The organism is Pseudomonas sp. MWU16-30322, from assembly GCF_020515535.1.
GTDB lineage: Bacteria > Pseudomonadota > Gammaproteobacteria > Pseudomonadales > Pseudomonadaceae > Aquipseudomonas > Aquipseudomonas fluorescens_H.
The window spans coordinates 199435-223309 of the sequence record NZ_JAIWYL010000002.1 but is presented as its reverse complement, the minus strand read 5'-3'; the positions used below and the strand labels follow the sequence as shown (position 1 = coordinate 223309).

18 protein-coding genes are annotated in these 23875 nt (G+C 61.3%); 14 read left to right on the top strand and 4 right to left on the bottom strand.

Annotation, left to right across the window (positions count from 1 at the left end; translation table 11 throughout):
- Positions 1 to 123: 123 nt before the first annotated feature.
- A complete protein-coding gene (locus LCH64_RS03895) occupies positions 124 to 1083 on the bottom strand; it encodes a glucokinase (RefSeq protein ID WP_226499544.1) in 960 nt (319 codons plus the stop codon).
- On the bottom strand, positions 1080 to 2906 hold the full coding sequence (gene edd, locus LCH64_RS03890; protein ID WP_003227464.1) for a phosphogluconate dehydratase: 1827 nt from the start codon (positions 2904 to 2906) through the stop codon (positions 1080 to 1082). The genes LCH64_RS03895 and edd overlap by 4 nt, the downstream gene beginning before the upstream one ends.
- 220 nt (positions 2907 to 3126) lie before the next feature.
- Between edd and gap the strand changes: the two genes are divergently transcribed.
- The 8 genes from gap (at position 3127) to LCH64_RS03850 (ending at position 13938) form a co-directional block, all read left to right on the top strand.
- Complete coding sequence (gap, locus tag LCH64_RS03885) at positions 3127 to 4128, top strand: type I glyceraldehyde-3-phosphate dehydrogenase (RefSeq protein ID WP_003227465.1); 1002 nt, start codon at positions 3127 to 3129, stop codon at positions 4126 to 4128.
- A 190-nt stretch (positions 4129 to 4318) separates the two neighbouring features.
- Positions 4319 to 4837, top strand: coding sequence for a sigma-70 family RNA polymerase sigma factor (locus LCH64_RS03880; RefSeq protein ID WP_041068631.1), 519 nt, complete (start codon positions 4319 to 4321; stop codon positions 4835 to 4837).
- 121 nt (positions 4838 to 4958) lie between these two features.
- Positions 4959 to 5924, top strand: coding sequence for a FecR domain-containing protein (locus LCH64_RS03875; RefSeq protein WP_103486268.1), 966 nt, complete (start codon positions 4959 to 4961; stop codon positions 5922 to 5924).
- A 122-nt stretch (positions 5925 to 6046) separates the two neighbouring features.
- Entirely contained in the window at positions 6047 to 8632 is a 2586-nt protein-coding gene (locus tag LCH64_RS03870) for a TonB-dependent receptor (RefSeq protein WP_226499543.1), read from the top strand.
- A gap of 111 nt (positions 8633 to 8743) precedes the next feature.
- On the top strand, positions 8744 to 9340 hold the full coding sequence (locus LCH64_RS03865; protein WP_226499542.1) for a biliverdin-producing heme oxygenase: 597 nt from the start codon (positions 8744 to 8746) through the stop codon (positions 9338 to 9340).
- 164 nt (positions 9341 to 9504) lie between these two features.
- Positions 9505 to 9897 carry a YbaN family protein gene (locus LCH64_RS03860; protein WP_226499541.1) on the top strand — a complete coding sequence of 131 codons (393 nt, stop codon included), beginning with the start codon at positions 9505 to 9507 and terminating at the stop codon, positions 9895 to 9897.
- 359 nt (positions 9898 to 10256) lie between these two features.
- Positions 10257 to 12395 carry a methyl-accepting chemotaxis protein gene (locus LCH64_RS03855; protein ID WP_226499540.1) on the top strand — a complete coding sequence of 713 codons (2139 nt, stop codon included), beginning with the start codon at positions 10257 to 10259 and terminating at the stop codon, positions 12393 to 12395.
- 196 nt (positions 12396 to 12591) lie between these two features.
- A complete protein-coding gene (locus LCH64_RS03850) occupies positions 12592 to 13938 on the top strand; it encodes a CoA transferase (RefSeq protein WP_226499539.1) in 1347 nt (448 codons plus the stop codon).
- A 111-nt stretch (positions 13939 to 14049) separates the two neighbouring features.
- Here the strand turns inward: LCH64_RS03850 and LCH64_RS03845 are convergent, their stop codons facing one another.
- Both LCH64_RS03845 and arcD (LCH64_RS03840) read right to left on the bottom strand, forming a co-directional pair.
- Positions 14050 to 14913 carry a DNA-3-methyladenine glycosylase gene (locus tag LCH64_RS03845; RefSeq protein WP_226499538.1) on the bottom strand — a complete coding sequence of 288 codons (864 nt, stop codon included), beginning with the start codon at positions 14911 to 14913 and terminating at the stop codon, positions 14050 to 14052.
- Entirely contained in the window at positions 14910 to 16337 is a 1428-nt protein-coding gene (gene arcD, locus LCH64_RS03840) for an arginine-ornithine antiporter (RefSeq protein WP_103521430.1), read from the bottom strand. Before arcD (LCH64_RS03840) ends, LCH64_RS03845 begins: the two co-directional genes overlap by 4 nt.
- A gap of 423 nt (positions 16338 to 16760) precedes the next feature.
- Here arcD (LCH64_RS03840) and arcD (LCH64_RS03835) point away from each other — a divergent pair, with 423 nt between their 5' ends.
- The 6 genes from arcD (LCH64_RS03835) to LCH64_RS03810 all read left to right on the top strand — a co-directional run bounded on the left by arcD (LCH64_RS03835) (position 16761) and on the right by LCH64_RS03810 (position 23825).
- The gene (gene arcD / locus LCH64_RS03835) at positions 16761 to 18188 is read left to right on the top strand and encodes an arginine-ornithine antiporter (protein WP_103486276.1); all 1428 of its coding nucleotides are present in this window, start codon (positions 16761 to 16763) and stop codon (positions 18186 to 18188) included.
- Between the two features lie 35 nt (positions 18189 to 18223).
- The gene (gene arcA / locus LCH64_RS03830) at positions 18224 to 19480 is read left to right on the top strand and encodes an arginine deiminase (protein WP_226499537.1); all 1257 of its coding nucleotides are present in this window, start codon (positions 18224 to 18226) and stop codon (positions 19478 to 19480) included.
- A gap of 69 nt (positions 19481 to 19549) precedes the next feature.
- Positions 19550 to 20560, top strand: coding sequence for an ornithine carbamoyltransferase (locus LCH64_RS03825; protein WP_003227481.1), 1011 nt, complete (start codon positions 19550 to 19552; stop codon positions 20558 to 20560).
- 190 nt (positions 20561 to 20750) lie between these two features.
- Positions 20751 to 21680: a carbamate kinase gene (gene arcC, locus LCH64_RS03820; RefSeq protein WP_047599539.1), complete on the top strand. Its 930-nt coding sequence runs from the start codon at positions 20751 to 20753 to the stop codon at positions 21678 to 21680.
- A gap of 62 nt (positions 21681 to 21742) precedes the next feature.
- The gene (locus tag LCH64_RS03815; RefSeq protein WP_226499536.1) at positions 21743 to 22105 is read left to right on the top strand and encodes a DUF5064 family protein; all 363 of its coding nucleotides are present in this window, start codon (positions 21743 to 21745) and stop codon (positions 22103 to 22105) included.
- Between the two features lie 211 nt (positions 22106 to 22316).
- Positions 22317 to 23825 carry a sigma-54-dependent transcriptional regulator gene (locus LCH64_RS03810; RefSeq protein ID WP_045122605.1) on the top strand — a complete coding sequence of 503 codons (1509 nt, stop codon included), beginning with the start codon at positions 22317 to 22319 and terminating at the stop codon, positions 23823 to 23825.
- The last annotated feature ends 50 nt before the right edge of the window (positions 23826 to 23875 follow it).

Genomic DNA, 23875 nt, shown 5'->3' with positions numbered 1-23875 from the left:
GTGGTGAGGGGATTTATCCCCGATGGGTTGCGCAGCGACCCTGGAAAAGCAGGGCCTGCTTCGCAGGCCATCGGGGATAAATCCCCTCGCCACAAAAGCTCACTCCTACAGTTTGATTGCATTTCAGGCAGGGATTGCTTGCTCCAGTGCCACACCAGCCCCCACCAGCCCGGAATACGGCGCCGTCACCAGCCACACCGGGATGCCCTTGAAGTAATCGCTCATGCAGCCCTTGTCGGCGAAGCTGCGGGCGAAACCGCTGTTGACGAAGAAGTCGGCAAAGCGCGGAATCACCCCGCCTACGATGTACACGCCGCCACGACCACCGGTGGTCAGCACGTTGTTGCCCGCCACACGACCGAGCCAGCAGCAGAACTGCTCCAGTACTTCCAGGGCAATCGGATCACCGGCGAGACCGGCTGCGGTGATTGCTTCCGGCGTATCAAGCTTCGGTTCATGTCCGTCCACTGCGCAGATCGCACGGTAGACTCGCGGCAAACCGCCGCCGCTCAGTGCGGTCTCAGCGCTGACATGACCGATCTCGTTGTGGATGTGCTGCCACAGCTGGGTTTCACGCGGGCTGCTCAGCGGCAGGTCAACATGACCGCCCTCCCCCGGCAACGCGGCAAACCGCCCTTCGCCCAGATCGAGCAAGGTGCCAACGCCCAGGCCAGTGCCTGGACCGATCACCACCGCCGGGCGCAACGGCTCCGGCGTGCCTTCGCAGACCACGCGGAATTCGCCGGGCTGCAAACGGGTCATGCCCAGCGCCATCGCCGAGAAGTCGTTGATCAGCAGCAGTTGCTCGACCTGCAAGGTCTTGCAGAATGCCGTGCGGCTCAGGCGCCAGTGGTTGTTGGTGAACTTGAATTCATCACCACTCACCGGCCCTGCCACCGACAGGCACACCGAACCGATCGAACCCGGCGCCAGACCGAGGCCGCTCAGGTAGAGGCTGATCGCCTCTTCCGGGCTGGCGTGGTCGGCTGTCGCCAGCACCTGAACCGATTCCAGTTGCTGGTTTTTCCACAACGCGAACCGCGCGTTGGTGCCTCCGATATCACCGACCAAAGCCAGTTTCAATTAAGCGTCTCCAGGGCAGAAGTGAAGGCGCTGGCGCCCTGCTCCGCCGAGCTGAAGGCCAAACGCATGAAGCCAAACAGTTCGCGACCGCTACCGATGTTGTTGCCTAACAGGCCTTTGGCAGGTTCGCGCGCTGCAAATTCGGCGGCGTCGACCTTGAGTTCCAAAGTGCCTTTGACGCCATCGACGCGGATGATATCGCCCTCTTGCACCCGCGCCAAAGCACCACCGACATAAGCTTCAGGGCTGACGTGAATCGCCGCAGGGATTTTCCCCGACGCGCCGGACATGCGCCCGTCGGTGACCAGCGCAACTTTGAAGCCGCGATCCTGCAGCACGCCGAGGAACGGCGTCATCTTGTGCAGTTCCGGCATGCCGTTGGAGCGCGGGCCCTGGAAGCGCATGACCGCGACAAAATCCTTCTCCAGCAGACCGGCCTTGAACGCATCGGCCAAGTCCTGCTGATCCTGAAACACCATGGCCGGTGCTTCGACGATCTGGTTTTCCAACGCCACGGCGGAGACTTTCATCACCCCGCGACCAAGGTTGCCTTCCATCACCCGCAGACCGCCCTCCGGCGAGAATGCGCGGGCGACCGGGCGCAGGATGTTTTCGTCGAGGCTTTCGATCGGGCCTTCGCGCCACACCAACTCACCGTTATCGAGGAACGGCTCTTTGGTGTAGCGGCTCAGACCGTGGCCAAGCACGGTGTTGACGTCTTCGTGCAGCAGGCCCGCTTCAAGCAGCTCACGGATCAGGAACGACATACCGCCAGCGGCCTGGAAGTGATTGATGTCGGCTTTGCCGTTCGGGTAGACGTGGCTCAGGGTCGGCACGACTTCGGAGAGGTCGGCCATGTCCTGCCAGGTCAGCTGGATGCCAGCGGCCATGGCGATGGCCGGCATGTGCAGGGTGTGGTTGGTCGAGCCGCCGGTGGCGTGCAGCGCGACGATCGAGTTGACCAGCGCCTTCTCGTCGACGATTTCGCCGATCGGCATGAAGTTGCCGTTCTGCTTGGTCAGGCGCGTGACCTGATGCGCGGCTTCGCGGGTCAGGGCATCACGCAGCGGGGTGTTCGGGTTGACGAACGACGCGCCCGGCAAGTGCAGGCCCATGACTTCCATCAGCAACTGGTTGGTGTTGGCGGTGCCGTAGAAGGTGCAAGTGCCCGGGCTGTGGTAGGACTTCATCTCCGATTCCAGCAACTCTTCGCGGGTTGCCTTGCCTTCGGCGTACTTCTGCCGCACGTCGGCTTTTTCCTTGTTGGAAATCCCCGAGACCATCGGCCCGCCCGGAACGAAAATCGTCGGCAGATGGCCGAAACGCAGGGAGCCCATCATCAGGCCCGGCACAATCTTGTCGCAGATGCCGAGCATCAGTGCGCCGTCGAACATGTTGTGCGACAGCGCCACCGCCGTGGACATCGCGATCACTTCGCGGCTCGGCAGGCTCAGCTCCATGCCCGGCTCGCCCTGGGTCACGCCATCGCACATCGCTGGCGTACCGCCGGCGAACTGGCCGACCGAACCGATTTCGCGCAAGGCGTTTTTGATCTGCTGGGGAAAGACTTCGTACGGCTGGTGCGCCGAGAGCATGTCGTTATACGAAGAAACGATGGCGATGTTCGCCGAGTTCATCATCCGCAAGCTGTGCTTGTCTTCGCTGCCACACCCGGCCACGCCGTGGGCGAAGTTGGCGCATTGCAGCTTGCCGCGCATCGGGCCGTCAGTCGCGGCGCCGCGAATCAGTGCAAGGTAAGCCTGGCGCGTGGCGCGGCTGCGGGCGATAAGCCGTTCGGTGACCTCAAGAACGCGGGGATGCATGTGTAGAACTCCAGGCTAACGGATGTGGCGACCTGATTGTCTATGCTGATCAAACGCCGTTGTTGTTGGAATGACAGACGGTTTTTTTGACCATTCGGACCAGTTGATTCAGGTCACTCGTTGTAGATAAAACAAAATATTGCCACTAAAAAGGCTTGTTTTCTATTTTTATGCGAATAATCTTGTAATTCCAACAACAAAACGACGGCGGCGCTGTTCAATGACTCTTCGAATCGCAATCAATGGTTTTGGCCGCATCGGCCGTAATGTCCTGCGCGCACTGTATACCCAAGGCTATCGACAGGATTTGCAGATCGTCGCCATCAATGATCTGGGCGACAGCTCGATCAATGCCCATCTGCTCAAATACGACACCGTTCACGGCACATTCGACGCCGAAGTGGCCCATGACAATGAGAGCCTGACGGTCAATGGCGACCGTATTTCGGTCAGCGCGATTCGCAACCCGGCCGATCTGCCGTGGGCCGCGGAAAAAATTGATGTGGTGTTCGAATGCACCGGTCTGTTCACCGACCGTGCCAAAGCCGCCGCGCATCTTACTGCCGGCGCCCGCAAAGTCATCATCTCGGCCCCGGCCAAGGGCGCCGACGCCACCGTCGTTTACGGCGTCAACCACGACATTCTGCGCCAGTCGCACCAGATCATCTCTAACGCTTCGTGCACCACCAACTGCCTGGCGCCGGTTGCGCAGGTGCTGCACCGCGAGCTGGGGATCGAAAGCGGTTTGATGACCACGATTCATGCCTATACCAACGACCAGAACCTCACCGACGTTTATCACACCGACCCGTACCGCGCGCGTTCGGCCACGCAGAACATGATCCCGAGCAAGACCGGCGCCGCCGAAGCGGTAGGCCTGGTGCTGCCGGAACTGGCGGGCAAACTGACCGGCATGGCCGTGCGGGTACCAGTGATCAATGTGTCGCTGGTGGACCTGACGGTGCAGTTGAAGAAGGAAGCCACGGCCGAGGAAGTCAACGCACTGATGAAGGCAGCCAGCCAGCACTCGAAAATTCTCGGTTACAACACGTTGCCGCTGGTTTCCAGCGACTTCAACCACAACCCGTTGTCGTCGATCTTCGACGCCAACCACACCAAAGTCAGCGGCAAACTGCTGAAGGTGCTGGCGTGGTACGACAATGAGTGGGGCTTCTCCAACCGCATGCTGGATAACTGCCTGGCGCTCTGCAACGCGGAATAATCCCCTTCCCCCATGTGGGAGCGGGCTTGCTCGCGAAGGCGTCGTGTCAGGCAATTGATGTATCGACTGACCCACCGCATTCGCGAGCAAGCCCGCTCCCACAGGTTTTGATTTCAGTCTGAAATCAACACTTGACCACTCGACTGGATGATAAGCATTATCATTCGCTCGAAATGGATCAGGTTCCCCCGTGAGTCAATCGCGCTTCAATCATGTCTTTCTCTCTCAGCGCACGTCCCTGCTGCGCACGATCGAGCGCATGGTCAACAACCACAGCACCGCCGAAGACCTGTTGCAGGAAACCTACCTGCGCGTCACGCGGGCGCTGAGCGAGCGCGCCATCGATCACCTTGAACCCTTCGTGTTCCAGACCGCGCGCAATCTGGCGCTGGATCACCTGCGCGCGCGCAAGATCCATTCGCGGACCATGGTCGATGACGTGCCGCAGGACGTGGTGCACAGCGTCGCCGCCCCCGCCAGCAGCGCCGAAGACGCCGCCCACGCCGAACAATTGCTGGAGCGCCTGAACGTGAGCCTCAGTCAACTCAGCCCGCGTCAGCAGCAGATTTTCATCCTCAGCCGCCTGCACGGGCACAGCTACCAGGAAATCGCCGACGAGCTGAATGTGTCCCTCAGCACCGTGCAGAAGGAACTCAAGCTGATCATGTCGATCTGCATCGGTGTCGCCGAGCGCTTGAATGGCGCCTGAGGTTGCAGGCGATTTCAGTCAGCAGCATCGACTGCACTGATCATCGGGCTTTGCTACCCTTGCCCGACTTTTACGCTTCACTAAAAAAACAGCCGTGCACAGACACTGCCGAGGACACACCGTGACGGACACCCACCGCCCGCCTTCGCCTGCAACGGCGCAGGACGCCGCCCGTGCAATGGACCAGGCTCTGGACTGGCTCATCGTGCTGGGCAGTGCGGACGAAGAGCAGACCCGGCAATTTCACGCATGGCTGGCGGCCGATCCGTTGAATGCCGAGGCGTTCGCCAAGGCTCAGGCGATCTGGGACGGGCCGCAAGTGGTGCAGTGTGCACAGAGTCTCGCGGCGAAGCCGGCGAAAGTCACGTTGCTCAAACGTCTGCGTCCGCACTGGAAACCGTTGGCGACTGCTGCGGTGCTGGTACTCGGTCTGTTCAGTTTCAGCAACCTGCCGATGCGCCTTCAGGCCGATCATCTGACCGTGGTCGGCGAGCGTCAGCGCCTGCAACTGGAGGACGGTTCCAAGGTGCTGCTCAACACCAACTCGGCATTCTCCAGCACCATCAATGAGCGCCAGCGAGTAGCAAGGCTGTATCAGGGCGAAGCGTTTTTCGAGGTAGCTGCCAACCGGGCTCAGCCGCTGGAAATCGATGCCGGCCCGGTGCAGGCCAGCGTACGCGACACCGCGTTCGCCGTGCGCTATCTGGACGGCGTGGCGCAGGTCAATGTGCAACGCGGCGATGTCGATCTGCGCGCCACGCACAACGATGCGCGAGTGCGTTTGAGCGCAGGCGAAAGCATCCGCATCGGGCCCAACGGTTTCGATCGCCCGGGCAAGCTCGATGCCGCGACCGATCTGGCCTGGGTCCAGGGCCGTCTGGTGTTCGAGAACTGCCCGTTGAATCAGGTGCTGGCCGAACTGCGCCGCTACTACCCGGGCTGGATCATCAACACCAACGAACAGTTGGCCGACGTCAACGTCACCGGCAACTACCGCCTCGACCAGCCGCTGGACGTGGTGCGCTCCCTCGCCCACATCACCTCGGCGCGCCTGCAGGAATTCCCGGCGCTGGTGATTCTGAACTAAATGAGAATTATTTTTACTCGATAGCGAAAGCCCGTTCGTCTCGTTATAGCCAATGCAATTGATTCGCATCTTCGGAGGCGGATCAGCACCTATAAAGATTCGTGCGACACGGAGCGCTATCGATGTCCTCTCGCCTTACCCGCCAGACTGCTTCCCCTTCCCGCGTATTGTCGTTGCTGACGGCCGCCATCCTCATGGCCGGCACTGCACCGCTGATGGCTGCCACCGAACAACCGGCGCGCAACATGGGTGATTATTCGTTCTCGATCGGCCAGCAACCGCTGGTGTCGGCGCTCAATGCCTTCACCACTGTCACCGGTTGGCAGGTCGGCTTGCCGGCAGAATTGGGTCAGGGCGTATCGTCGCCGGGCGTGCGCGGTTCGCTGCCGCCGGAAAAAGCCCTGGAGCGCCTGTTGGTGGGGACCAACCTGAGCTTCCGCAAGCTGAGCAACAACAACGTGGTGCTGGAAAAGCGCAACAACAGCGGCGCGCTCAATCTGGATCAGGTGACCATCAGCGCCACCCGCCAGGAACAATCGGTCAACAGCGTGCCGGCCACCGTCACCGTGCAGACCCGCCAGGATCTGGATCGCAACAACGTCAACACCATCAAGGATCTGGTGCGCTACGAGCCGGGCGTGTCGGTCGGCGGCGCCGGCCAGCGTGGCGGTATCAGCGGCTACAACATCCGTGGCATCGACGGCGACCGCATCCTGACGCAGGTTGACGGCGTCGAAGTGCCGGACGGTTTCTTCAATGGCCCGTACGCCAAGACCCAGCGCAATTACGTCGACCCGGAAATCGTCAAACGCGTGGAAATCCTCCGTGGCCCGGCCTCGGTGCTGTACGGCAGCAACGCCATCGGCGGCGCCGTCAGCTACTACACCCTCGACCCGGACGACATCATCAAGCCCGGCAAAGACGTCGGCGCTCGCCTCAAAACCGGTTACAGCTCCGCCGATGAGAGCTGGCTGAAATCCGCCACCGTCGCCGGCCGTGCCGAGCAGTTCGACGGTTTGCTGCACTTCAGCCAGCGCGACGGTCACGAAACCGACTCCTACGGCAGCAACAACGGCACTGGCCTTGAGCGCACCGCCGCCAACCCGGAAGACGTCAAAGCCACCAACGTCCTGGCGAAGATCGGCTGGAACTACAACGAAGGTTCGCGCCTGGGCCTGACCTACGAGAAGTACAAGGACGATCGCGACACCGATCAGAAAAGCGCCTACGGCGGCCCGTACTTCAATGGCGCGCCGACCATTCCCAACAGCGTGCTGCCCGGCGGCATGTACCAGTGGCGTACCGGCAACGACACCATCACCCGCGAGCGTTTCGGCCTGGAGCACAGCTTCGCCCTCGACAGCCTGCTGGCCGATAACGTGAAGTGGAGCCTCAACCACCAGATCGCCAAGACCGACCAGAGCACCGAAGAGTTCTACTACCCGATGACCCGTAAAGTGCTGCGCACCCGCGACACGATCTACGAGGAAAAACAGTGGGTATTCGATGCGCAACTGGACAAGGCGTTTGCCATCGGTGACACCGATCACGTGCTGACCTACGGCACCACGATCAAGCAGCAGAAAGTCACCGGTTCGCGCAGCGGCGACGGCAAGTGCCTGGCAGTCGGTCGTGGCTGCACCGCCATCGGCGCCACCAGCGCGGCGGATGTGCTGAAAAAATCCAGCGACTTCCCGGACCCGACCATCAACACCTACAGCCTGTTCGCCCAGGATCAGATCAGCTGGAACAAGTGGACCTTCCTGCCGGGCCTGCGCTACGACCACACCCAGCTCAAGCCGCACATCACTCAGGAATTCCTCAACACCGTGGCCGCCGACGGCAACGGCACGGTCAGCGACGCGAACAAGACCTGGCACAAAGTCTCGCCCAAGTTCGGCCTGACCTATGCCCTGACCGATAACTACACCTGGTACGGCCAATACGCCGAAGGGTTCCGCACGCCGACCGCAAAAGCGCTGTACGGGCGCTTCGAAAACAGCACCACCGGCTACAACGTGGCGCCGAACCCGAACCTGGAACCGGAAAAAAGCAAAAGCTATGAAACCGGTCTGCGCGGCAACTTCGAGCAAGGCTCGTTCGACGTGGCGGTGTTCTATAACAAGTACCGCGATTTCATCAACGAAGACGCCGTCACCCCCGGCTACGACGAGCTGACCTTCCAGTCGAGCAACATCAAGCACGCGACCATCAAGGGCGCCGAAGTCAAAGGTCGTCTGAACCTCGATGCGTTCGGTGCGCCGCAAGGCCTCTACACCCAGGGCTCGATCGCTTACGCCTACGGTCGCAACAACGACAACGGCGAACCGCTCAACAGCGTCAATCCGCTGACCGGCGTGTTCGGCCTGGGTTACGACCAGGATAACTACGGCGGCCTGCTGAGCTGGACCGTGGTGAAGAAAAAGGACCGCGTCGACGACAGCAACTTCAAGTCGCCGGATGGCGTCAGCAGCCAGTTCAAGACCCCGGGCTTCGGCATTCTCGATCTGGCCGGCTACTACAAAGTCACCGACGACGTCACCGTCAGCGGCGGCATCTACAACCTGACCGACAAGAAGTACTGGCTGTGGGATGACGTGCGCGGTTACGACAGCGTCGGCGAAGCCTCGGTGACGCAACCGGCCAACCTCGATCGTCTGACCCAACCGGGCCGCAACTTCGCGATCAATCTGGTCTGGGACATCTGATCCGGACGGCCCTGCGACGCGCATTGTTCAGCGCATCGCAGGGCTTTTTTTACGGTTTGGCACCTGCCCGTTCGTCTCGTTATCAAGCGCCTCTTTTATCAAGGACACCCCATGACCACATCGGAAAAAGCCCTGCGTTCACAACGCCTGAACCAGATCACCCACGAACCGCACAGCAAGCTCGACGCCCTGGTCAAGGCCCACGCGCCGTTCGAGACCCGCGCCAACTTCGCGCGTTTCGTGGTCGCGCAATACCTGTTCCAGTCGGAGCTGGTAGACCTGTACAACGACGCCGAACTGGCTGCCATCGTCCCGGATCTGCCGGTCCGATGCCGCGCCGAAGCGGCCAAAGCTGACCTGGCGGATCTGGACACCGACATCCCGGCACCGGTGGCCGGAGCGCTGAAAAACCCGAGCAAGGCTCGCGCCCTCGGCTGGATCTTCGTCTCCGAAGGGTCGAAGCTCGGCGCCGCGTTCCTGATCAAACGCGCGGTGGCGCTGGACCTCAGCGAAACCTTCGGCGCCCGTCATCTGGGCGAGCCGGAAGGCGGCCGTGCCGAAGGCTGGAAAAGCTTCGTGCGCATCCTCGACTCGCTGCAGTTCACTGCCGAGGAAGAAGCCGAAGTCGAGCAAGGCGCGATCGACGCGTTCAACCGCTTCACCGTGCTGCTGGAACAGGCTTACGCGACCGAAGCCGAACCGGCCTGACACAACACAAATTCTCCTTGTGGGAGCGGGCTTGCTCGCGAATGCGCTGTGTCAGTCACCTGATATGTCACTGACACACCGCATTCGCGAGCAAGCCCGCTCCCACATGGGAACAGCGCTAGCCTGTAGAATCCTCCGTTTCGCCTCACAGCAATCCCGAGCCCATGCCGCAACCCGCCTCGTCAAAACTCGCCCGCCTGCTGTTCGGCCTGCTGGCCTATGTCAGCCTCGGCATTGGCCTGATCGCCATCGTCGTGCCCGGCCTGCCGACCACCGAGTTCATCCTGCTCGCCGCCTGGGCCGCGACTCGCAGCTCGCCGCGCCTGAGTGCCTGGCTGGAAAACCATCGGCTGTTCGGGCCGATCCTGAGCAACTGGCGCAACGGCAAGATCATCGCGCGCAAGGCCAAGGTCAGCGCCACCGTCAGCATGCTGCTGTGCGCGACGCTGATGCTGGTGATGCTCGATCACGGCTGGCCGGTGTATCTGGCGATTGCCGGGATGAGTTTGGGCAATCTGTGGATCTGGTCACGCCCGGAAGCGCTCCCCTCCTCCTGACTCACAGATCCCCTGTGGCGAGGGAGCTTGCTCCCGCTCGGCGGCGAAGGCGTCGCAACACCTCCGCATGCGGTGAGTCGGCAAGAATGCTGAGGAGCGCTGCGCACTCCAGCGGGAGCAAGCTCCCTCGCCACAAAAGCCTCATAACCTCTCCGTCATTCATCAGGCTGAAACTTCCCTGTAATTAATCGCCTTTTCGGCACAATCCCCTGCGCAAACGTTTAGCGCTGACCGTTCGTCGGCAAGCGCCTCATGCGCCCTCGCTGCGCGCCGATGAGCAATGCATGGCGCTGAATGGATTTGGCGAACCGGGTAGTTCATCCCGTGGCCACCTGCTCATTCATTCACGAGATCGCCCCATGTTCGACTCTCTCTCCATTCGCCTGAAAATCGTCCTGCTCTCCGGTCTGTGCCTGCTCGGTGTGGTTGCGCTGATCGTCGGCATAAACATTTACCAGACCAACCAGAACGACGAAGTGGTCAGCGACTCCAGCAGCAAGATGCTCACCGCGAGTGTGCAGAACCTGTTGCAGGCCAAGGCGGCCGAGCAGGCGGTGCGAGTGCAGAAGACCTTTGGCGAAAGCCTGACGGTGATCACCGCCCTGGCCGACCAGATCAAGGACATGCGCGTGATGGCCGCCAAGCGTTCGCTGGAGGCTGGTGCCCTGCGTGAAGAGTTGAATCAGAGCCTGAAAACCGCGTTCGAGCGCAACGACAAGGTGCTCGGCATCTGGCTCGCTTTCGAACCCAACGGCCTCGATGGCAAGGACAGCGAATTCGTCAACGATGCGGCGCGCCAGTCCAACGAAGCCGGGCGTTTTGCGACCTACTGGAGCCGCGCCGCCGGCTCGGCGCTGAACACGATCATGGTCGAAGAAGACATGACCAAGACCACCCTCAGCGTCAGCGGCACGCCGTACAACAGCTGGTACACCTGCCCTCGCGACAACAAGCGTACCTGCCTGCTCGACCCGTACGCCGACACCGTCGGGACCAAGGAAATGTTGATGACCACCATTTCCGTGCCGTTGATCGTCGACGGCAAGGCCATCGGCGTGGTCGGCGTCGACATCGCCCTCGATGCCCTGCAAGCGGCGGCGCTCGACTCGCAGCGCGACCTGTTCAACGGCGCCGGGCACATGCTGATCGTCTCCGGCAGCGGCGTGCTCGGTGCGGACAGTTCCGATGCGAAGAAAGTCGGCAAACAAATCAGCGAAACGCTCGGTGCCGAAGGCAAGGATGTCCTGCAACTGGTCAGCAGCGGCACACCGAAAATTCTCGAACAGGGCGACCTGATTCGCGCCGTGTACCCGGTCGATCCGATTGGTAACTCGCGGGCCTGGGGCGTGGTCATCGACCTGCCGAAACAGGTGCTGCTGGCCGATTCGGTCAAGCTGCAAGCGGTGCTCGACGATGCGCAGAAAACCGGGGTGATCACCGCGTTGCTGGTGGCGGTAGTCGCCGGTCTGATTGGCCTGCTGCTGATCTGGCTCACCGCGTCGGGCGTGACCCGGCCGATCAACAGCGTTGCTGAAATGCTGAAGAACATCGCCAGCGGTGAAGGCGACCTGACCCAGCGCCTGAACTACAGCAAGAAGGATGAACTGGGCGAACTGGTGAACTGGTTCAACCGCTTCCTCGACAAGCTGCAACCGACCATCGCCCAGATCAAACAGAGCATCACCGAAGCGCGTGGCACTGCTGATCAGTCCTCGGAAATCGCCCGCCAGACCAGCGAAGGCATGCAGGTGCAGTTCCGCGAAATCGATCAGGTCGCCACCGCGTCCAACGAAATGAGCGCCACCGCCCACGACGTCGCCAACAGCGCGTCGAACGCGGCCAACGCCGCCAAGGGCGCCGATCAGTCGGCCAAGGACGGCATGTCGATCATCGAGCGCAGCACCCGCGACATCAATCAACTGGCCGATGAAGTCAGCAAAGCGGTGACCGAAGTCGAAGCGCTGGCGGTCAACAGCGAGCAGATCGGTTCGGTGCTGGAGGTCATCCGCAGCATCGCCGAACAGACCAACCTGCTGGCGCTCAACGCCGCCATCGAAGCCGCCCGCGCCGGGGAAAGCGGTCGTGGTTTCGCGGTGGTAGCCGACGAGGTGCGCAACCTCGCCAAGCGCACTCAGGATTCGGTGGAAGAAATCCGCATCGTCATCGAACGCATCCAGACCGGCACCCGTGGCGTGGTCGCGACCATGCATTCGAGCCAGACTCAGGCGCACAACAACGCCGGGCAGATCCGTCAGGCGGTGGACGCGCTGGGCAAGATCAGCGATGCGGTCACCGTGATCAGCGACATGAACCTGCAAATCGCCAGCGCCGCCGAACAGCAGAGCGCCGTGGCCGAAGAGGTCAACCGCAACGTCTCGGCGATTCGCACCGTGACTGAAACACTGACTGAGCAGGCGACTGAGTCGGCGGCGATCAGCAGTCAGTTGAATGCGCTGGCCAGTCAACAGATGAAGCTGATGGATCAGTTCCGCGTCTGAAATCCACCACAGTCCCCTTGTGGGAGCGGGCTTGCTCGCGAATACGGTGTGTCAGTCACTTTAGATGTTGCTGATACACCGCATTCGCGAGCAAGCCCGCTCCCACAGGGATTTGTGTTGACTCAGGAGATGAGGGTTTTCATCTAAGCCGACATTTTTTTGCACTATCATCGCCCTCTCTCCCGGAGGGCCTTCGATGACTGATTTACTCACGTCCATTCAAGCCGCACTCGGCTTGCCCCACACGTCGATCCCGTACACTGACCGTGGCGCCCTGCCCTCGGCGTTCGCCGTCACCGATCTGGCCTGCGCGAGCATCGCCGCTGCCGCTCAGGCCGTCAGCGAACTGCTCCGGCAACAGACCAGGCACTTGCCCGCCGTGGAAGTAGACCGGCGTCTGGCCTCGTTCTGGTTCGCTTCTTCCATCCGCCCCATGGGCTGGGATTTACCGCCGCTGTGGGACCCGATCGCCGGCGACTACGCGACCCGCGACGGCTGGATCCGCCTGCACACCAACGCCCCGCATCACCGCGCCGCTGCCGAAAGCGTGCTCGGTGCCTGCGCCGATCGTGCAGCGATGGCGGCGAAAGTCGCGCAATGGAGCGGCGCCGATCTGGAGCAGGCGATAGTCGACGCCAAGGGCTGCGCCGCCGAAATGCGCAGTTGGGCGCGGTGGCAGCAACACCCGCAGGGGCTGGCAGTAAATGCCGAGCCGCTGGTGCACTTCAGTGCCGATCACCAACAGATCGCGCGCCCATGGGCAGGCTCAGTCGCGCAACCATTGGCCGGGCTCAAGGTGCTGGACCTGACCCGCGTGCTCGCTGGCCCCACCGCGAGCCGTTTTCTCGCCGGCCTCGGCGCCAATGTGCTGCGCATCGATCCGCCGGGCTGGAACGAGCCGGGCGTCATCCCCGACATGACCCTGGGCAAACGTTGTGCGCGACTGGATCTGCAGCAACCGGCCGATCGTGCATTGTTCGAAAACCTGTTGAAAGACGCCGACATCCTCATGCACGGCTACCGCGCCGATGCCCTGGAACATCTCGGCTTCGGCGCCGAACGCCGCCGACAACTGGCGCCGGGGCTGATCGACGTCAGCCTCAACGCCTATGGCTGGAGCGGCCCGTGGCACAACCGCCGCGGCTTCGACAGCCTGGTGCAGATGAGCAGCGGCATCGCCGAAGCCGGGCAGCGCTGGAAACAGGCTGACAAACCGACGCCGTTGCCGGTGCAGGCGCTGGATCACGGCACCGGGTATTTGATGGCGGCGAGTGCGATCCGACTTTTGACCGAACGCTTAAGGACCGGTCAGGGAGGCTCGGCGCGTTTGTCACTGGCGCGTACGGCCAAACTGTTGATCGAACAGGGGCCGGGGCCGAGCGATCCGTTGCGTGCTGAAGATGAGCAGGATCAAAGCCTGTCGCTGGAACAGACACCGTGGGGGCCGGCGCACCGCTTGCTGGCACCGGTGAAGATCAGCGGGACTCCGCTGCAGTGGGCCTTGCCGGCCACCGAACTGGGTTCACATCGCCCGCAATGGTGATGACCATTCGGGCCCTTTCGCGAGCAAGCCCGCTCCCACAGGTGAAATGCGTTCCCCTGTGGGAGCGGGCTTGCTCGCTAAGACGGCTGCACCGACAACACGGATTCAGGCTCAATCCGCCCGACTCAAAGACGTCCACAACACCTGCGCCGCATACCCCCGACAAGGTCGCCAGACTTCGGCACGATCAGCCAATTCCCGCGCTGTCGGCCGCACACCTTCCAGCACCTCCAGCGCCCGCAGCAACCCGACATCGCCATGAGGAAAGCCATCCATATCGCGCAACTGCCGCAGTGCGATGTACTGCGCCGTCCACTCGCCAATCCCGTGCAACGCCAACAGCCGTGCCACCCCGCCCTCGCGTCCCGGCGCGAACAACAGCGGATCATCGAGCAGCGCCTGCGCCACGCCCGACAACGTTCGCCCGCGACTTTTCGGCATGCCCAGCGCCGCCAGATCTGCCGTCGCCAACACACTCGCCTGAGGGAAAACATGACTCAAACCCGGCAGCGCCGAGCGTAACGGCGCACCATATTGCGCCACAAGTTTGCCCGCCAAGCGAATCGCTGCCACCACGGTAATCTGCTGGCCGAGCACTGCGCGAAACGCCAGCTCCAGACCGTCCCACGCCCCCGGTACCCGCAGTCCAGGGCGCTTGGCGATCAATCGTGCCAGCAATGGATCTTTCGCCAGATGCCCTTGCATCACTGCCAGATCTGCGTCCAGATCAAACAGCCGGCGCAACCTTGCAACAATCTGCGGCAGCAGCGCCGGATCAGGAAAATCCAGTTCGACCTCCAGCGCATCGCCCGTGCCAGGCCAAACCGAAACCGTGCCATGCACACCGTTCAAACCGATGCTGCGCGAATACACACCATCAGCCACGGTCTCCATCCCGACCACCGCCCGCGCTGCAAGAAAACCGAGCATAGCCTCCCAGTCATACGGCGGCTGATACGCAAGCCTCAACCTCACAAGGCTAACAATCCGCTGTACAAGCCATAGGCCGCCAGCCCCGCGCCAATCACCACACAAGTAAAAATGCCCTTCTCGACATGAGTGAACAGTGGCTCGCCCTGCTCCTGCTTGGCCTTGGCAAACAGCACCACCCCCGGTGCATACAGCAGCGCCGACAGCAGCAGGTATTTCACCCCGCCGGCATACAACAGCCACACCGCGTAGCACAGGGCGATGCCGCCAATCAGCAAGTCCTTGGTGCGTTCGGCCGAGGCATGTTCGTAGGTTTCGCCGCGCCCGCTGAGCAACACCGCATACGCCGCCGACCAAAGATACGGCACCAGTATCATCGACGAAGCGAGGTAGATCAGGCTGGTGTAGGTGCCGGCAGAAAACAGTGTGATCAGCAGGAATAGCTGAATCATCACGTTGGTCAGCCACAACGCATTGACCGGCACATGGTTGGCGTTTTCCTTTTTCAGGAACGCCGGCATGGTCTTGTCCCGGGCCGTGGCGAACAGGATTTCCGCGCAGAGCAGCGCCCATGACAGCAATGCGCCGAGCAGCGACACCGCCAGACCGAGGCTGATCAGCAGCGCGCCCCACGGCCCGACGATGTGTTCCAACACCGCCGCCAGCGACGGGTTTTGCAACCTGGCCAATTCGGGCTGGCTCATGATCCCCAGCGACAGCACGTTGACCAGCACCAGCAGCGCCAGCACCCCGAGGAAACCGATCACCGTGGCGCGCCCGACATCGGTGCGCTTCTCCGCCCGCGCCGAATAGACGCTGGCGCCCTCGATGCCGATGAACACGAACACCGTCACCAGCATCATGTTGCGCACCTGATCCATCACCCCGCCAAAGCTCGGGTTGCTGCGGCCCCAGATGTCGCGGGTAAAGATATCGGCCTTGAACGCCACCGCCGCGATGACGATGAACATGATCAGCGGCACGATCTTGGCGACCGTGGTCACCTGATTGATAAACGCCGCCTCCTTGATCCCGCGCATCACCAGAAAATGCACGGCCCACAACAGCACCGACGCACAGCCGATGGCAACCGGCGTATTGCCTTGGCCGAATACCGGAAAGAAGTAACCGAGCGTGCTGAACAGCAACACGAAATAGCCGACGTTGCCCAGCCAGGCGCTGATCCAGTAACCCCAGGCCGACGAAAACCCCATGTAATCGCCAAACCCGGCCTTGGCGTAGGCATAGACCCCGGAATCCAGCTCGGGCTTGCGGTTGGCCAGGGTCTGGAACACGAACGCCAGGGTCAGCATGCCGATGGCGGTGATGCCCCAGCCGATCAGGATCGCTCCGGCATCGGCGCGGGCGGCCATGTTCTGCGGCAAGGAAAAAATCCCGCCACCAATCATCGAACCCACCACCAGGGCGATCAACGCACCCAGTCGCAGCTTTTGCGTCGGTTGCGACATTCTTGTCTCCCTTAATTCATTTGTAACAACTATTAACTAAACGCCTAATACCACACGACGTTTATCAGGTAATACCGAGAAATACCCATTTATATATAGCGACTGAAGCTAACGCCTAGCACGCTAAGACAGTTTTGTGCGCGAATCCTAATAAATCAATTCTGTACTGAAAACAGATGGCGAAAATTTGCCAAAAGCTGAAAAAGAACTAGCGTGTTAATTCGAAAGTAATAAGAGCAATTCCCAACCACATCAGGCAAAAGCCTCTAGGACGGGCTTTCCAGGCGATAGCGTTATGCCTCCAGTTGTTTCATAAGTCATTCATTAACAATGGAATGTGGCCATGCACTGATCTATGTCAGCTGATTGAACAGACAACAGATCTACGCTGTGAACTCTTCTCTCCTGCAATGGAGTCATGCAATGTCTGAAGCTCCCGGAAAACTACGACTAGGTGCACTGGTTGCCTTGGTAGTCGGCTCAATGATCGGTGGCGGGATATTCTCCTTGCCACAAAACATGGCCGCCAGCGCCGACGTCGGCGCGGTACTGATTGGTTGGGCCATCACCGCTGTCGGCATGCTCACCCTTGCTTTTGTCTTTCAAACCCTCGCCAATCGCAAGCCTGATCTGGACGGCGGTGTCTACGCCTACGCCAAGGCCGGTTTCGGCGACTACATGGGTTTTTCGTCCGCCTGGGGTTACTGGATCAGTGCCTGGTTGGGCAACGTCGGTTACTTCGTTCTGCTGTTCAGCACCCTCGGGTATTTCTTTCCAATTTTCGGCGAAGGCAACACGGTTGCCGCCGTCATTGGCGCCTCGGTGCTGCTGTGGGCCGTGCACTTTCTGGTGCTGCGCGGGATCAAGGAGGCGGCGTTCATCAACCTGGTGACCACGGTCGCCAAGGTCGTGCCGTTGCTGCTGTTCGTCCTGATCGCGATCTTCGCCTTCAAACTGGACATCTTCACCGCCGACATCTGGGGTGTGAAAAACCCGGATCTGGGCAGCGTGATGAACCAGGTGCGCAACATGATGCTGGTCACCGTGTGGGTGTTCATCGGCATCGAAGGCGCAAGCATCTTCTCGGCGCGGGCGGAAAAACGCTCCGACGTCGGCAAGGCCACCGTCATCGGTTTCATCACCGTGCTGCTGTTCCTGGTGCTGGTCAACGTGCTGTCGCTGGGCATCATGACCCAGCCGGAACTGGCCAAATTGCAGAACCCGTCGATGGCCGCCGTGCTTGAGCACGTGGTCGGTCACTGGGGCGCGGTGCTGATCAGCGTCGGCCTGATCATCTCGCTGCTGGGCGCGCTGCTGTCGTGGGTGCTGCTGTGTGCAGAGATCATGTTCGCCGCCGCCAAAGACCACACCATGCCGGAGTTTTTGCGCCGCGAGAACGCCAACCACGTACCGGTCAACGCCCTGTGGCTGACCAACGCGATGGTCCAGCTGTTCTTGATCATCACCCTGTTTTCAGCCAGCACTTACCTGTCGCTGATCTACCTCGCCACTTCGATGATTCTGGTGCCGTACCTGTGGTCAGCGGCCTATGCCCTGCTGCTCGCCGTACGCGGCGAAACCTACGAAGGCTTCGCAGCCGAGCGGCGCAAGGATCTGATCATCGGCGGCATCGCCCTGATCTACGCGGTGTGGCTGCTGTATGCCGGCGGGGTCAAGTATCTGCTGCTCTCGGCCCTGCTCTACGCACCCGGCGCAATTCTGTTCGCCAAGGCCAAGCTCGAACTCAAACAAGCTGTTTTCACCAACGTCGAGAAGCTGATTTTCGCCGCGGTGGTCATTGGTGCCCTGGTGGCAGCCTACGGCCTCTACGACGGCTTCCTGACCCTGTAACACCTGACTGATTTGTAATCTGGAGGATCACTGCAATGACCACGGAAAAAGTTAAGTACGGCGTCCATTCCGAAGCCGGCAAACTGCGCAAAGTCATGGTTTGCTCCCCAGGTCTGGCCCACCAGCGCCTGACCCCGAACAACTGCGATGAACTGCTGTTCGACGACGTGCTGTGGGTCGCCCAGGCCAAGCGCGACCACTTCGACTTCGTGACCAAGATGCGTGAACGCGGGATCGACGTGCTGGAAATGCACAACCTGCTGACCGACATCGTCGCCAACCCCGAAGCGCTGGACTGGATTCTTGATCGCAAGGTCACCGCCGACTCGGTAGGCCTGGGCCTGATCAGCGAAGTGAAGTCCTGGCTGAAAAGCCTTGAGCCACGACACATCGCCGAATTTCTGATTGGCGGCGTGTCCGCCGAGGATCTGCCGGACAGCTTCGGCGGCAAGACCATCCAGATGTTCCGCGACTTCCTCGGCCACTCCAGCTTCATCCTGCCGCCGCTGCCGAACACCCAGTTCACCCGCGACACCACCTGCTGGATCTACGGTGGCGTGACGCTGAACCCGATGTACTGGCCGGCGCGTCGCCAGGAAACCCTGCTGGCCACCGCCATCTACAAATTCCACCCGCAATTCACCAACGCCGACTTCGAGATCTGGTACGGCGACCCGGACAAGGATCACGGCAGCTCGACCCTTGAGGGCGGCGACGTGATGCCAATCGGCAACGGCGTGGTGTTGATCGGCATGGGCGAGCGCTCTTCTCGCCAGGCCATCGGCCAACTGGCGCTGAACCTGTTCAAGAACAAAGCGGTGGAAAAAGTCATCGTCGCCGGCCTGCCGAAGTCCCGTGCAGCGATGCACCTGGACACCGTGTTCAGCTTCTGCGACCGCGACCTGGTGACGATTTTCCCGGAAGTGGTCAACCAGATCGTCGCGTTCACCCTGCGGCCTGACGAAAGCAAACAGGGCGGCATCGACATTCGCCGCGAAGAAACCAACTTCCTCGACACCGTGGCCAAAGCCCTCAACCTGCCGAAGCTGCGCGTGGTGGAAACCGGCGGCAACAGCTTCGCCGCCGAACGCGAGCAATGGGACGACGGCAACAACGTGGTAGCCGTGGAACCGGGCGTGGTCATCGGCTACGACCGCAACACCTACACCAACACCCTGCTGCGCAAGGCAGGCGTGGAGGTCATCACCATCAGCGCCGGCGAACTCGGCCGTGGCCGTGGCGGCGGCCACTGCATGACCTGCCCGATCGTGCGTGACCCAATCGATTACTAAACCTCTGAGCCCTGGCCGCGACTTACAAAGCGCGGCCAGGGGGATAACCGACACCGAAGGAGATCCATCATGGCTTTTAACATCCACAACCGTAACCTGCTCAGCCTGGAACACCACACCCCACGTGAGCTGCGTTACTTGCTCGACCTGTCCCGCGATCTGAAACGCGCGAAATACACTGGCACCGAGCAGCAACACCTGAAGGGCAATAACATCGCCCTGATCTTCGAAAAAACCTCGACCCGCACCCGTTGCGCATTCGAAGTGGCGGCCTACGACCAGGGTGCCAACGTCACCTACATCGACCCGAATTCCTCGCAGATCGGCCACAAGGAAAGCATGAAAGACACGGCCCGCGTGCTGGGTCGCATGTACGACGCCATCGAATACCGTGGCTTCAAACAGGAAATCGTCGAAGAGCTGGCGAAGTTCGCCGGGGTGCCGGTGTTCAACGGCCTGACCGATGAATATCACCCAACACAAATGATCGCCGACGTGCTGACCATGCGTGAGCACGCCGACAAGCCGATCCACGAAATCAGCTACGCCTACCTCGGCGACGCGCGCAACAACATGGGCAACTCGCTGCTGCTGGTCGGCGCCAAGCTCGGCATGGACGTGCGCATCTGCGCGCCGAAAGCCCTGTGGCCGCATGACGATCTGGTCGATCGCTGCAAGAAATACGCGGAAGAATCCGGCGCCCGCATCACCCTGACTGAAGACCCGAAAGCCGCGGTCAAAGGCGTCGATTTCATCCACACCGACGTCTGGGTATCGATGGGCGAACCGGTCGAGGCATGGGCCGAGCGTATCCAGCAACTGCTGCCGTACCAGGTCAACAAAGAGCTGATGAAAGCCACCGGCAACCCACGCACCAAGTTCATGCACTGCCTGCCGGCGTTCCACAACAGCGATACCAAAGTCGGCAAACAGATCGCCGAGCAGTATCCGCACCTGGCCAACGGCATCGAAGTGACCGACGACGTGTTCGAGTCGCCAGCCTGCATCGCCTTCGAGCAAGCGGAAAACCGCATGCACACAATCAAAGCGATTCTGGTCTCGACCCTGGCTGATCTGTAACTGAAACAGCTCCCACTGAAGGAACCGAATCCAAATGTGGGAGCGGGCTTGCTCGCGAAGAGGCCGTGTCAGGCGACATCAAAGGAGCCTGACACACCGCCTTCGGGAGCAAGCCCCCTCCCACAGGGGATTCCGGTTCCGACAGGGAGACCGAGTCGTTTGCCATTTCTCTGCTGAAAAGGATTGCACCATGCGTATCGTCGTAGCTCTGGGCGGTAACGCCCTGCTCCGTCGTGGCGAGCCGATGACCGCTGACAACCAGCGCGCCAACATCCGCATCGCTACCGAGCAAATCGCCAAGATCCATCCCGGCAACCAACTGGTCATCGCCCACGGCAATGGCCCGCAAGTCGGCCTGCTGTCGTTGCAGGCGGCGGCCTACACCTCCGTCACCCCCTACCCGCTGGACGTGCTCGGTGCCGAAACCGAAGGCATGATCGGCTACATCATCGAACAGGAACTGGGCAACCTGCTGGACTTCGAAGTGCCGTTCGCCACCCTGCTGACCCAGGTTGAAGTCGACGCCAAGGACCCGGCCTTCCAGAACCCGAGCAAGCCGATCGGCCCGGTCTACGACAAAGCAGAAGCGGAAAAACTCGCCGCCGAAAAAGGCTGGGCGATTGCCCCGGACGGCGACAAATTCCGTCGAGTGGTGGCCAGTCCACGGCCGAAACGCATCTTCGAGATCCGTCCGATCAAGTGGCTGCTGGACAAGGGCAGCATCGTCATCTGCGCTGGTGGCGGCGGGATTCCGACCATGTACGACGAGCACCGCAACCTCAAGGGCATCGAGGCGGTGATCGACAAGGACCTGTGCTCGTCGCTGCTCGCCGAGCAACTGGAAGCCGACTTGCTGGTCATCGCCACCGACGTCAACGCGGCGTTCATCGACTACGGCAAGCCGACACAGAAAGCCATCGCCGAAGCGCACCCGGACGAACTGGAACGCCTGGGTTTCGCCGCCGGCTCCATGGGGCCGAAGGTGCAGGCAGCCTGCGAATTCGCGCGCCATACTGGCAAGGTCGCGGTGATCGGTTCGCTGGCGGACATCGAAGCGATCGTCCAGGGCACCGCCGGCACGCGCGTCAGCACGGCGAAGCCGGGCATCAGCTATCGATAACTAGAAACTCCGAGGGCAGGCCCAGGGTCTGCCCTTCTCCCATGCCTTGAAAGGAGAAACCCATGGCCCAGTTCGAACCCGGTCATTTGCACATCGAGCGGCACGCGTTGAATAAGGACGATGTCAGTTACGACCTGTGCCTCGACTATCAAGTGTTCACCGATCCCAAGGACGGCAAAGGAATGCAGTTCACCCTGCACGGCAACATCCAGGGCAAGGACATGAAGGAAACCTTCTTTCTGCCCAAGGACCAGGCCTACAACTTCGCCAGGGACGTGACCAGGATTGTCGAGAAATACGGCATTCCCAAGACCCACAGCAGCCTGGGCGCCACGCACAAGCATTACGACCTGATGTTTGAAGATGTACGGGCGCAGCTGAATATGAAGTCCGGGGATCCGGTCAAACCGGAACACCTCGAATAACCCGAACCCTGCACATTTCCCCTGTGGGAGCGGGCTTGCTCGCGAAGGCGCCAGGTCAGTCACCATTTATGCTGTCTGACCTGACGCCTTCGCGAGCAAGCCCGCTCCCACAAGGTAGCTGTGTAGCGCTGCCAATCGTTGCAGATTTCACCATTGCCCCGCCCCAAGGCATACTTGCCACCCTCCGCACTGCAGAACACTGAACCGCCCCATGCGTATCCACGTCAGCTTCATCGACCGCGTCGGCATCACCCAGGAAGTCCTGGCTATCCTCGGTGGACGCAATCTCAATCTGGATGCGGTGGAGATGATCCCGCCCAACGTCTACATCGACGCCCCGACCTTGAGCCCGCAAGTGCTCGAAGAATTGAAAGATGCGTTGTTTCGCGTGCGCGGTGTCGAAGCGGTGACGGTGGTCGACATCCTCCCCGGCCAGCGTCGGCACCTGCAGCTCGATGCGCTGCTCGCGGCGATGACCGATCCGGTACTTGCCCTCGATAGCGCCGGCAAGGTGCTGCTGGCCAACCCGGCACTGATCGCGCTGTACGGGCGTGAACCGGCGGGGGAAAGTGTCTCGGAACTGTTCAACGATCCCGGCCTGCTGGAAACCCTGCTCGAACAAGGCTTCCGCCTGCCGTTGCGCGAGATCACCGTCAACGGCCAGACCCTGCTGCTCGACGCCACACCGATCACCGATGCTGGCGCGCTGCTGACCCTGTATCAGCCGAACCGCATCGGCGAACAGCTCTCGGCGTTGCACCATGACCATGCCGAAGGCTTCGATGCGTTGCTCGGCGAATCCCCGGCGATCCGCACCCTCAAGGCGCGCGCGCAAAGAGTCGCAGCCCTCGATGCGCCGCTGTTGATTCAAGGCGAAACCGGCACCGGTAAAGAACTGGTGGCCCGCGCCTGCCACGCCATCAGTGCACGACACAGTGCGCCGTTCCTCGCCCTGAACTGCGCGGCGCTGCCGGAAAACCTCGCCGAAAGCGAACTGTTCGGCTACGCCCCCGGCGCCTTTACCGGCGCGCAACGTGGCGGCAAACCGGGGCTGATGGAACTGGCCAACCAGGGCACGGTGTTTCTCGACGAGATCGGCGAGATGTCGCCGTACTTGCAGGCCAAACTGCTGCGCTTTTTGAACGACGGTAGCTTCCGTCGAGTGGGCGGCGATCGTGAAGTGAAGGTCAACGTGCGGATCCTCAGCGCGACCCACCGCGACCTGGAAAAAATGGTCAGCGAAGGCCTGTTCCGCGAAGACCTGTTCTACCGTCTCAACGTGCTCAACGTCGAAGTGCCGCCGCTGCGTGAACGCGGGCAGGACATCCTGCTGCTGGCGCGTTATTTCATGCAGCAGGCCTGTGCGCAGATTCAGCGCCCGGTCTGCCGCCTCGCCCCCGGCACCTATCCGGCGCTGCTCGGCAACCGCTGGCCGGGCAACGTGCGGCAGTTGCAGAACGTGATCTTCCGCGCGGCCGCGATCTGCGAAAGCAGTCTGGTGGACATCGGCGACCTCGACATCGCTGGCACCTCGGTGGCGCGGCAGACCGACAGTGACGTCGACAGCCTTGAACAAGCCGTCGAATCCTTCGAAAAATCGCTGCTGGAAAAGCTCTACGTCAGCTACCCCTCGACCCGCCAATTGGCCAGCCGCCTGCAAACCTCGCACACGGCGATTGCCCATCGACTGCGCAAATACGGCATTCCCAACAAACCGTAAGCCGTACGCGGTCAAAAATGTGGGAGCGGGCTTGCTCGCGAATGCGGTCT